Origin of the sequence: Corynebacterium sp. MSK044 (assembly GCF_030232825.1) — a bacterium.
Lineage (GTDB): Bacteria > Actinomycetota > Actinomycetes > Mycobacteriales > Mycobacteriaceae > Corynebacterium.
This window is the reverse complement of sequence record NZ_JASPJJ010000003.1, coordinates 163,854-174,998: the sequence shown is the minus strand read 5'-3', so window position 1 is coordinate 174,998 and position 11,145 is coordinate 163,854. Positions and strand designations below refer to the sequence as shown.

Below are 11,145 nucleotides of genomic sequence, written 5' to 3'. Positions count from 1 at the left end.
TCCTTCCAAGTAGATGTTGACGCGACACCACCGGATTGCGGTGTCGCCAACATCAACTATGAAAGAAAACCCCTTGCAGTACCGGGTACGTGGAACACCGGTACCAACTACGCGGACTCACGGTACCAACTACCCCGAATCGACAGCGTCCGCATCGAATGAGGGAAATGTTGCTGGTGGCGGAGGTGAGCGTCGAAAAGCGGACAAATTTGTCCTCATCCCAATTCACCCATATATGTGCGTGGGAAAAGAATTTTTAGGTTGAGTGGAACAGACTCAAGTTTTAAGGCGTTGTACTGAGTGACCAATTAATTTAGAACTACAGAAAACATGAAAGGAGCACTTCAATGAGCTCATTTAATCCCACTACGAAAACGCAACAGGCGCTGCAGGATGCGCTCCAGTCAGCCTCCGCAAAGGGGAACCCGGACATTCGTCCGGCGCACCTGCTGCATGCAATCTTGACGCAGGAAGATGGCATCGCGGCACCGGTACTGAAGGCGACCGGAGTTGATTCGGAGACGGTAGCACAAGAGGCCGCTGAGATCGTCGATGGTTACCCCAAGGCTGAAGGTCAGAACATGGCCAACCCTACGTTTAACCGGGATAGTCTTAACGCGCTCAACGCGGCGCAGGAGTTAGCGGGCGAACTCGGTGATGAATACGTTTCCACCGAGGTGCTTCTGGCTGCCATCGCGCGCGGTTCGGAAGAAGCTGCTGAGCTGCTGAAGAAGCGTGGTGCTACCTACGACACGATTAAGGCAGCTTTCCCGTCGGTGCGCGGGCACCAGAAGGTGACCTCGCAGGACCCTGAGGATCAATTCCAGGCGCTGGAGAAGTACTCCACGGATCTGACGGCGCGAGCCCGGGAAGGAAAGATCGACCCGGTTATTGGCCGTGACAGTGAGATTCGGCGTGTTGTTCAGGTGCTGTCGCGCCGCACGAAGAACAACCCGGTTCTGATCGGTGAACCCGGTGTGGGTAAGACCGCCATCGTGGAGGGGCTTGCTCGCCGTATCGTGGCTGGTGACGTGCCTGAATCTCTCAAGGGTAAGACACTGATCAGCCTTGATCTGGGCTCCATGGTCGCTGGTGCGAAGTACCGCGGCGAATTTGAGGAGCGGCTGAAGGCTGTGCTCGATGAGATTAAGCGGGCTGACGGCGAGATCATCACGTTCATTGATGAGCTGCACACGATCGTCGGTGCTGGCGCTTCCGGTGAAGGTTCGATGGACGCGGGCAACATGATCAAGCCGCTGCTTGCCCGTGGTGAGCTTCGCCTGGTCGGTGCGACGACGCTGGATGAGTACCGCAAGTACATCGAGAAGGATGCGGCTTTGGAGCGTCGTTTCCAGCAGGTGTACGTGGGTGAGCCGACGGTGGAAGACACTATCGGTATCCTCCGTGGCCTGAAGGAGCGCTACGAGGTCCACCACGGTGTCCGCATCCAGGACTCGGCATTGGTGGCGGCAGCAACGCTGTCGGACCGCTACATCACCAACCGTTTCCTGCCGGACAAGGCGATTGACCTCGTCGACGAGGCTGGTTCGCGTCTGCGGATGGAGATTGATTCTTCGCCGCAGGAGATCGACGAGCTGGAGCGCATCGTGCGCCGGCTTGAGATCGAGGAGATCGCGCTGTCGAAGGAGTCGGACGCTGCTTCCCAGGACCGTCTGGCTATGCTGCGCCAAGAGCTGGCGGATCAGCGTGAGAAGCTCGGCGAGTTGAAGGCTCGTTGGGAGAATGAGAAGGGCGAGATTGATAAGGTCCAGCGCCTGAAGGAGGAGCTGGAGGATCTGCGTAACCAGTCCGAGATTGCCGAGCGTGATGGTGATTTCGCGAAGGTTTCGGAGTTGCGCTACGGGCGGATTCCGGAGCTGGAGGGGGAGTTGAGGGAAGCGGAGGCGTCGACAAGCGTGAAAACGATGCTGAGTGAGGAGGTGACTCCTGATGTGATCGCTGATGTTGTGTCGAGCTGGACTGGCATCCCTGCGGGCAAGATGATGGAGGGCGAGACCGAGAAACTCCTGCGTATGGAGGATGTTCTGGCTGGCCGTGTGGTTGGTCAGCGTGCGGCGGTGGAGGCTGTGTCGGATGCGGTGCGGCGTTCGCGCGCGGGCATTGCGGATCCGAATCGACCGATTGGTTCGTTCCTCTTCCTCGGCCCGACGGGTGTGGGTAAGACGGAGCTGGCGAAGTCGCTGGCGGAGTTCCTCTTCGATGATGAGTCCGCGATGGTGCGGATTGATATGTCGGAGTACGGCGAGAAACATTCCGTCGCGCGCCTGGTCGGTGCGCCTCCGGGATACGTCGGCTACGACGCGGGCGGTCAGCTCACGGAGGCCGTTCGTAGGCGCCCGTACAGCCTCGTGCTTTTCGACGAAGTCGAGAAAGCCCACCCCGACGTCTTCGACGTCCTGCTGCAGGTCCTCGACGAAGGTCGCCTGACAGATGGGCAGGGGCGGACCGTGGACTTCCGCAACACCGTGATCATCCTGACGTCGAACCTCGGCGCGGGTGGCACGCATGAGGAGATCATGGAGGCGGTGAAGCGGGCGTTCAAACCCGAGTTCATCAACCGTCTCGATGACGTGGTGGTCTTCGACCCGCTGACCCAGGAGCAGCTGGTGGGCATCGTGGATATTCAGCTGGGCGGGCTTGCTCGTCGCTTGGCGGAGCGTCGCTTGGTGCTGGATGTCACCGATGCTGCGAAACAGTGGCTCGCGGACCGTGGTTACGACCCGGCTTATGGTGCCCGTCCGTTGCGTCGCCTGATCCAGAAGGAAATTGGCGACAAGCTAGCTAAGAAGGTCCTGGCCGGCGAGATCCGCGACGGCGACACCGTGCATGTCGACGCCGCGCCGGGTGGAGACACCCTGGTGATCGAAGGTAGCGCTGGGGATTAACTTGACGCGTGGCAGTTATGACAGTTAAGTTAGTTAAGCCAGTTGCTTGATGGGTTTGTGGCAGAAAGGATGGTTGCCTCAATGAAGACACTCGATCCGACAGAATTCACTCCTGCCGATGTGGAGAAGCTCGAAGAGGTCGCCTCCAGCCTGTCGCCGCAGGCCAAGGGGTTCATCCGGGAGATCGCAGACTATGTGCGCAGCGGTGAAACTATTTACCTGCTGCACAAGGATGAGGAGCTCACCCCGAATGAGGCGGCAGAGCGCCTCAAGATGAGTCGCACGCACCTATGCAAACTCCTCGATCGTGGTGAGATTCCCTTCCGCAAGGTTGGCACCCACCGCCGTATTCTCGTCAGTGACCTCGTGGCCTTCAATGAGAAGCGCCATGCCGCTCAGCTCGAGCTCGCTGAGCGTTTCGCGCACCACCGCGAAACCACTACGGTTTCGAATGAGTCCCTGGCAGACCTCCTCTAACTGAAGGGTTTTCCTTCAACAGCCCGCATTTAGATCGGTGCGGGCTGTTTGGCATCATAAAGGTATGCACAACCGACGGGCTCGGCCCACCTTGAGAGTTCTCGGAGAGGACTTGAATTCCGCATGGGAGGATCCAGCTCCGAAGCGAGCATTGGAGGAGGGACGTCTTGATGCTTTGCATCCCCTGAGCGAGTTACCGCATCCCATCATTCGACGCGCTAGTGAATGCTTCAGTGAGAATGAAGCCGAAGATCAATTTGAAATGCGCATTGCCTCCGCCACGGAAAAGGTTTTGCTGGAGATCAAGACTTCACAGTGGCGTGGCGCCGTATGGGTAGATCAAGATACGGGTGTGTGCTGGCTCGTAGCCGCCGGTCTGGCTAAAGGGAACCATGAAGATTTTCATGATTTCTACAAGCAGGTAGAACGACAAAATATTACGGATGGTTGTGAAAGCTGGCTTCCGACGGAAAAAGATGTCCGATTGCTCAAGTTAGAGACAGCTGCTCGCCTGAAAACCGACTGGTTTTTGTATATTCAAAAGGAAGTATTCGTTCTCCTCAAAGCAATCCACCAAGGGGGGAGTGGGAGTTTCGAGGTGGTGTTGCCCATCGTCGGCCAGAAACTGGCGGAAGTAGAGCTAACGGTCGAGCAGCATCGTGGTGACGGCGTTGATTCGGATGACATCGTCGTGGAAGTCCATCCAGCACCTCAATTTGCAGGACATGCCCACCTGTGGGACCTCATTGTTCGTGTTCTATGTTCGATCGCTCCACCCGTTCAAGGCTGGGATACAACTGGTCTCGTTTTTGCGAACATCGGTGAACCTGGTGCTTGGACCCAACGCGTCGCTGAGCTAGAGCAGCTCATAGATAGGGGAGAGCTGTCCTACCCAGAGCCAGGCCAGGAGAGCCATTACGCTCATCACGAGCATCTTGCTTTCAAAACAATTGATGGCAAGGCAGTGAGATCACTTTGTGGCGTGAGTTTTGTTCCATCGAGGGATCATGCCAATTTGCCTGTGTGCCCAGAGTGTTCTCGGCTTTATGGTGAACTGGCTTAGACTCATCCCCATGCATCAACCACTGACCACCATCTACGCCCGCACCCTGCTGCCCGGCGTGGAGAACGAGGAGTTGGCCGCCCACGATCTTGGTGGCGGCCACTTCGTGGTGGCCTCGGTGCCGTTTTTGGATACGAGCATCAATGTGGGTGACATCGTCGAATGTGTCCACGTCGGCGGCCGCCTGCACATCAACCAGGTGGTGGTGAAGGGTGGTGCAGAAACTGTCCGGATCTTGGTGCAGCGGCCCGGCCCGAATGATATTGCGGAGACCCTCTTGGCTTTCGGCTGCCGCGTGGAGCTCGGCCCCGGCGGGATGCTCGGCGCCTCCCTCGGCCCCGATGCCCCGAAGGATGGGATCCGCGAATGGCTTGAAGGCCTTGAAACGCAGGGCATCATCTCGCTTGCGTAGGTAGTGTGGGCGCCATGAGCGTCTACGTTTCCTCCGAAGAGCTGCGCGAACTGATCCGCACCGGCGAAAAGCTCACGCTGTTGGCCGCGCTGTGGGATGCGCGCGCGGGCCAGGCACGGTCCACGTTTCACGCTGCGCACATCCCCACCGCCCAGTTTTGTGACATGTCGCTGCACCTCGTGGGCACACCCACTGCGCAGGTCGGCCGCAATCCGCTGCCGTCGCTGACTCGGTTGAGTGAGACGTTCCGCTTCTGGGGCATCGCGGAGGACCGCCCCGTCATTGTGTATGACGTTGGCCATGGCGTTTTCGCTGCCCGCGTGTGGTGGACTCTGCGCTGGGCGGGCGTTGAAAACGTGCGCATCCTCGACGGTGGGTTCGCCGCGTGGGAAGCCCTTGGGTACGACACAGTTGCTGGCCCGGGCCCCGTCAACGTCCATTCGGAGCTTGTCGCGCGGCGCGGCCAGGCCCCCACGATCGACGATGTGCACGATTACAAGAGCCTGCTTATCGACGCACGCCAGCCCAACCGCTACCGCGGCATCAAAGAACGCTTAGACAAGAAAGCTGGCCACATCCCGGGGGCGCGGAACCTGCCAGTCCAGGACCTTTTTGACGGTGATGACATGGTCAAAGACTCGGATGAAATTCTGGAACGTTTCGCCCAGCTCGGTGTTACTCACACCACCGATCCTGCTTCAGCCGTTGTCTATTCCGGTTCCGGCAACCACTCCGCGAAATTGCTCGCCGCCGCAGTGCATGCAGGGTTGCCGATGCTCACTCACTACATCGGTGGCTGGTCCCAGTGGGCCGCGGACGTGACCAACCCAGTATCGCGCGAGATCTAAAGGCCCTGTGACCTGGCCCTGGCCTACGAGCTTCATTGGCTCCTGCCATTTCGGTCCCACCTCTCGGGCTGTGTAGAAAGTTACATCGGCCATTCGGGACAGAAATAAACCCGCAGGCCACGGATTTCTGCTGTCAGATAGTTACCGAGACAATGTAAAATTCCACACACCGCCACCTCAATCAGGCTCGGCTCCAACCCCAACCACACGCCCGCGCCTACCCGGGAATGTCCATCCCGCCCGTTACAGTGCTAACCGATGGGTTTTCTATTGCTAACGCTTTCCGCGCTCGCCCTGGTCGGGGCGACCGTTTTGTGGCGCGCGGATTCCCAGGACAAAGCGGACAAGGCGCCTGCCACAACCAAACCCGCTAAGCCTGCGCCTAAGGCCACCCGTAAACCCAATAAGTTCCACAAGCTTTCGCGTCGTGCCCGCCGGGACTGGGCCACCACCAACGGTTTTACCTACACAGCCGAAGATGAGTTCCTGCAGGACGAATGGACCCGCGGCGCAGCGGCCAGCGGCGCTCCCATCAAAGACGTCCTCACAGGCACGAAGTTCGGCCACGAAACCCGGATTGCGGACATCGCAGGTACAACCGTCATTGGTATGGGAACAGGCATGACCAGCGACGTTGTTGTGGATATGCGCCGCCTCCCGTTGACGCAGCAGCTCTCCGATGACCTCGTCGAGGTTGCCCACATTGAAGGCTTCGCCGTCTTCGCTTCGGAGGAAGGTCCAGCAGAACGCATGCTGGAGATCCGCGTTCACACGGCGCTTGAGCAGCTGCCGCCTCAGATCGGTGCCGTCTGTTTCGAATCGGAGTGGGTCCTCGCAGAATGCATCGAGGCCACGGATTGGGACACAGTATTCGCGCCACTCGCCCTCCTCGCGGACGCCGCGCGCACGCTCCCACCCGAAACGTGGCCACGCCTGCAACTTGAGGGCACGTCGCGTGAGATGGGCAAGCCCATGCTTATCGACGACCCCTCTCACCCCACCCCTTCCCACCCCTCCCATCCCCCCATCGCACGCCCCGAGGAGCCCCTGGAAATGCCAACTCGGATGACCGGCAGTGTGAAGGGAGACGTCGCGGACCATGAAGTGGGGTCTGACGAGGTCAACGCCATCGGAACCGGCCAAGAAGAGCCCCAGCCAAACGACGGGACCCGGGTTGCCCGCAAACTTGATCCGCCGTCTATTTTCGGGGACTAACCCGTAATGGCTCACCCGGGGTGGCTAACCTTGGAGGCATGAGTGCCACATCTATTGACGCCGCCGCCAAGGCCCGCCTCGCAGAGCTCGTTGGGGAGCTCGCTGTCGTTCATGGCCGAGTGACTTTGAGCTCCGGTAAAGAAGCCGATTACTACGTTGATCTTCGCCGTGCCACGCTGCACCATGAGGCGAGCCGCCTCATTGGTTCCCTCGTGCGTGAAATGACCTCTGATCTGGACTTTGATGCAGTCGGTGGACTGACCTTGGGTGCGGACCCAGTGGCCACCGCCGTGATGCACGCAGATGGTCGCCCGATCGACAGCTTCGTAGTGCGTAAGGAGGCGAAGAAGCACGGGATGCAGCGCCGAATTGAGGGACCATCGATTCAGGGCAAGCGTGTTCTGGTTGTGGAGGACACCACAACCACCGGTAATTCACCGCTCACCGCTGTTGAGGCCTGTCGTGCGGAGGGTGCAGAGGTCGTTGCTGTGGCCACGGTCGTGGATCGTGCGACTGGCGCTGACAAAGTGCTCCTGGATGCAGGTTTGGAGTACCGCTATCTGCTTGGTTTGAACGATCTTGGCCTCGCCTAATCCAACGGACAAGGGGCCAACGGAGTGGAATGAGGGCCGCCATGGTGTTGGGCCGTGGGAGGGTGAGTGGCCCACGGACTCGCGTTTCGACCCTCAGTTCTTGGAGCACGGCGACACCCGCAACGTTGTTGACCAGTACCGTTACTGGTCAATGGAGGCTATCCGGGCTGATCTAGACCAGCGTCGCCACCCGTTTCACGTCGCGATTGAGAACTTTGAGAACGACATGAACATCGGCACCGTCGTCCGCACCGCGAACGCATTTTTGGCGGAGGCAGTGCATATCGTGGGGCGCCGTCGTTGGAATCGTCGCGGTGCGATGGTGACGGACCGTTACCAGCACATCATTCACCATGACACCGTTGCTGATTTGATGGCTTGGGCTGCCGAACGAGACCTCGCCGTGATCGCGATTGACAACACCCCCGGCTCAGTCCCACTCGAAACCGCTGATATCCCACGAAATTGCGTGCTCCTTTTCGGCCAAGAAGGCCCCGGCGTGACCCCCGAGGCGCAAGAATCCGCGCTGATGACCTGCTCGATTGCCCAGTTTGGCTCCACCCGTTCCATCAATGCGGGGGTCGCCGCAGGTATTGCGATGCACACCTGGGTGCGCCAGCACGCCAATCTTGATGACGCCTGGTAGGCCCCACCCACTCACCACCACACCAGGCTCACGCGAGGCTTTCGCGCGGCTTTCGCGAGGCTTCGCGCAGTGTGGGCGATCTCTGCGTTGGTGTAATGCGATGCGTGTGATGCGATGCGTGTGATGCGATGCGTGTGATGCGATGCGTGCAACGCGATGCGTGCAATGAGGGCGTGGATGTATGCGTGAAAAGCGATGCGGACATAGGTGTCCGTTTGAGGGCCGGTGGGGCGCTGACCGGCCTTAATGAAGGCTAGAGAAGCGGACGCAGTATGTGTCCGGTTGAAAGTCTCGCGTTTATGCAGGTTGTGACCTTCTTGATGGACCGATGGACAGATTTGTCCGCATATCATTTCAGCTATATATGTGCTCTTGTATCGGTGCTCTTAGGGATGTGCTCTTGTATCTGTGCCTTTCGTTAGGAGGGGAGTGGGGTTTGTTGCTTCGCTGTTTTCTTCCCAGGTTGCTGGAGGAATGGGAACGCGGAAAGCGCAGGGGAAACGGTGAAAATGCGGTTGGCTCCCCGTAACAAAAGGGGGTAAAACATAGATAAAGAGCTAATAAGAGCACAACAAAACAATGCCAAGGGAAGGAGGCCAAGTGGTACGCACGAAATCATCCGTTTCCGACCCTGCGGAAATGTGGGCGTACCGCGCTGACCTCGCGGAAGCGGCAGTGGCTGAACGTCATGCCTCGCCGTTGTGGCGACTGCCGCGAACAAACTTGGCAGTCGTGGCCTGGCCGGCAACACCGCGCGAAAAGGCGTTTGTGACTTGGCACTACTGGTGGCAGGCGCATTATTTGGATTGTTTGGTGGATGCGGAGCGTCGTCAGTCGACGAAGGCTCGGCGTGCCACCATCGTGCGCACGGTACGGGGAATACGGATTCGTAACCGTGGGGATTTGACGCGCAACCGTTACTACGACGACAAAGCATGGCTGGCGTTGGCATTGGCGCGGATCGGACACGACGATCAAGCAAGTGTTGAAGATCCAGCAGTGAAAACGGCAGGCCTGTGGCGGCTGCCGGGAATATCCAAGGTGGCGCGGTTTTGGCGTCGACCGGTGACACGATTCCGCGTGCTGGAGGAACTCGAATTCAACATTCTTGCAGGTCTGGATAACGTCATCGGGGTTCTTCCATGGCGGACGGACGACAACTTTTTCAACGTCCCGGCGAATGGCCCGGCGGCGATCATGATGGCGAGGAGCGGGCGTCTGGATAAAGCTCGCGAGGTCATGGGCTGGATCTTTGACAACGTCATGGCGGATAACGGGCTCGTGCAGGACGGGATCCGTCTTCACGCGGACGGGCCACAGACGACAGGCATTACCTACTCCTACAACCAGGGCACCGTTTTGGGCGCGGCGCTGGAAATTGCCATTGCGCTGGAAAACCAAGAAGCGGAAAAATCTGAGGACGCTGGGGATACGCAGATGTTTTACATTGCGCGGATTCAGGACTTGGTTCGGGCGGTGGCTAAAAACATGGCTACGCCTGTCGGAGTGATTGATAACCAGCGGGACTGCGCACCCAATAAGGGTGGGGATGGCGCTCTGTTTCAGGGGATTCTTGCGCGCTATCTTGCTGACGTGGCTGTGCGTCTCCCGGATAGGACGGCGGCTGGACGGGCAGCAAAGAAAGAGGCAGCACGGCTGGTCTTGGCATCAGCCGCCGCGATGTGGAATAACCGCCTTGAAGTGGACGGATTGCCTGTTTTCCCGGTGCGCTGGGCCGAGGGGGCGAGGTTGCCGAGGATTTATGGGGGCGGGGAGGCGTCGATAAGCAAAGGCCCCGAAATTCCGGAACGCGATCTTTCTGTGCAACTTTCTGGCTGGATGTTGCTCGAGGCGGCAGCGCGGGTCGCGCAAAGCGGGCATACTGGATAACGTAACCGCATTCGAGTGAGAGGACTCTCCATGCCTATTGCAACCCCTGAGGTTTATAACCAAATGCTGGACACGGCCAAGAAGGAAGGCTTTGCTTTCCCAGCCATCAACTGCACTTCCTCGGAGACCATTAACGCTGCGCTGCGTGGTTTCGCTGAGGCGGGCTCGGACGGCATCATCCAGTTTTCCACTGGTGGCGCTGAATTTGGTTCCGGTCTGTCGGTGAAGAACAAGGTTGTGGGCGCGGAGGCTCTCGCGGCGTTTGCCCACAAGGTTGCGGCGCAGTATGACATCAACGTGGCGCTGCACACGGACCACTGCCAGAAGGAAGTTCTGGATGATTATGTGCGCCCGCTGATCGCGATTTCGCAGGAGCGCGTGGACCGTGGTGAGCTGCCACTGTTCCAGTCGCACATGTGGGATGGTTCCGCTATCCCGATCGATGAGAATTTGGAGATTGCGCAGGAGCTGTTGGAGAAGGCTCGTAAGGCGAACATCATTCTTGAGGTTGAGATTGGTGTTGTCGGTGGTGAAGAGGACGGCGTTGAGGCGAAGGCTGGCGCAAACCTTTACACCACGCGCGAGGATTTTGAGAAGACCATCGACGCAATTGGTACGGGTGAGAAGGGCCGCTACCTGCTGGCAGCAACCTTCGGCAACGTGCACGGTGTGTACAAGCCGGGCAATGTGAAGCTGCGCCCGGAGGTTCTGGACATGGGCCAGAAGGCAGCAGCGGAGAAGCTTGGTCTGACCGCTGGTGAGCGTCCGTTTGACTTCGTGTTCCACGGCGGCTCTGGGTCTGAGCCGGAGAAGATCGCTGAGTCCCTGACTTACGGTGTGGTGAAGATGAACGTTGACACTGACACTCAGTACGCGTTCACCCGCCCGGTTGCTTCCCACATGTTTGAGAACTACGACGGCGTGCTGAAGATCGACGGCGAGGTGGGCAACAAGAAGGCCTACGATCCGCGCTCCTACCTGAAGAAGGCTGAGCAGTCCATGTCCGAGCGCGTTGTCCAGGCGTGTGAGGATCTGAAATCTGTGGGCAAGTCTGTCTCCCGGTAAATAGCGTTTACCGTCAAGGTCAGGCCTGTT

The 11,145-nt window shown here is 58.9% G+C and carries 10 protein-coding genes; all 10 read left to right on the top strand.

Going from position 1 to position 11,145, the window contains the following annotated elements; genetic code table 11:
• Positions 1-347 precede the first annotated feature (347 nt).
• The 10 genes from clpB to fbaA all read left to right on the top strand — a co-directional run bounded on the left by clpB (position 348) and on the right by fbaA (position 11,115).
• On the top strand, positions 348-2,906 hold the full coding sequence (gene clpB, locus QP994_RS03575; RefSeq protein ID WP_284865407.1) for an ATP-dependent chaperone ClpB: 2,559 nt from the start codon (positions 348-350) through the stop codon (positions 2,904-2,906).
• A gap of 81 nt (positions 2,907-2,987) precedes the next feature.
• Complete coding sequence (locus QP994_RS03570; protein ID WP_284865406.1) at positions 2,988-3,383, top strand: helix-turn-helix domain-containing protein; 396 nt, start codon at positions 2,988-2,990, stop codon at positions 3,381-3,383.
• A 112-nt stretch (positions 3,384-3,495) separates the two neighbouring features.
• On the top strand, positions 3,496-4,446 hold the full coding sequence (locus QP994_RS03565) for a DUF3039 domain-containing protein (RefSeq protein ID WP_284865405.1): 951 nt from the start codon (positions 3,496-3,498) through the stop codon (positions 4,444-4,446).
• A 10-nt stretch (positions 4,447-4,456) separates the two neighbouring features.
• Positions 4,457-4,858: a DUF4265 domain-containing protein gene (locus tag QP994_RS03560; RefSeq protein ID WP_284865404.1), complete on the top strand. Its 402-nt coding sequence runs from the start codon at positions 4,457-4,459 to the stop codon at positions 4,856-4,858.
• A gap of 14 nt (positions 4,859-4,872) precedes the next feature.
• Positions 4,873-5,706: a sulfurtransferase gene (locus QP994_RS03555; RefSeq protein WP_284855236.1), complete on the top strand. Its 834-nt coding sequence runs from the start codon at positions 4,873-4,875 to the stop codon at positions 5,704-5,706.
• A 258-nt stretch (positions 5,707-5,964) separates the two neighbouring features.
• A complete protein-coding gene (locus tag QP994_RS03550; protein WP_284865403.1) occupies positions 5,965-6,921 on the top strand; it encodes a TtfA family protein in 957 nt (318 codons plus the stop codon).
• 38 nt (positions 6,922-6,959) lie between these two features.
• Entirely contained in the window at positions 6,960-7,514 is a 555-nt protein-coding gene (gene pyrE, locus QP994_RS03545; RefSeq protein ID WP_284855234.1) for an orotate phosphoribosyltransferase, read from the top strand.
• Entirely contained in the window at positions 7,501-8,160 is a 660-nt protein-coding gene (locus QP994_RS03540) for a TrmH family RNA methyltransferase (RefSeq protein ID WP_284865402.1), read from the top strand. Before pyrE ends, QP994_RS03540 begins: the two co-directional genes overlap by 14 nt.
• A 639-nt stretch (positions 8,161-8,799) precedes the next feature.
• Entirely contained in the window at positions 8,800-10,050 is a 1,251-nt protein-coding gene (locus QP994_RS03535) for a glycoside hydrolase family 76 protein (protein ID WP_284865415.1), read from the top strand.
• A gap of 30 nt (positions 10,051-10,080) precedes the next feature.
• The gene (fbaA, locus tag QP994_RS03530) at positions 10,081-11,115 is read left to right on the top strand and encodes a class II fructose-bisphosphate aldolase (RefSeq protein ID WP_284855232.1); all 1,035 of its coding nucleotides are present in this window, start codon (positions 10,081-10,083) and stop codon (positions 11,113-11,115) included.
• Positions 11,116-11,145 lie beyond the last annotated feature (30 nt).

Coding starts and splice junctions, on each gene's coding strand:
- clpB (WP_284865407.1), top strand. CDS start 348: ATGAGCTCATTTAATCCCACTACGAAAACGCAACAGGCGCTGCAGGAT.
- QP994_RS03570 (WP_284865406.1), top strand. CDS start 2,988: ATGAAGACACTCGATCCGACAGAATTCACTCCTGCCGATGTGGAGAAG.
- QP994_RS03560 (WP_284865404.1), top strand. CDS start 4,457: ATGCATCAACCACTGACCACCATCTACGCCCGCACCCTGCTGCCCGGC.
- QP994_RS03555 (WP_284855236.1), top strand. CDS start 4,873: ATGAGCGTCTACGTTTCCTCCGAAGAGCTGCGCGAACTGATCCGCACC.
- QP994_RS03550 (WP_284865403.1), top strand. CDS start 5,965: ATGGGTTTTCTATTGCTAACGCTTTCCGCGCTCGCCCTGGTCGGGGCG.
- pyrE (WP_284855234.1), top strand. CDS start 6,960: ATGAGTGCCACATCTATTGACGCCGCCGCCAAGGCCCGCCTCGCAGAG.
- QP994_RS03535 (WP_284865415.1), top strand. CDS start 8,800: ATGTGGGCGTACCGCGCTGACCTCGCGGAAGCGGCAGTGGCTGAACGT.
- fbaA (WP_284855232.1), top strand. CDS start 10,081: ATGCCTATTGCAACCCCTGAGGTTTATAACCAAATGCTGGACACGGCC.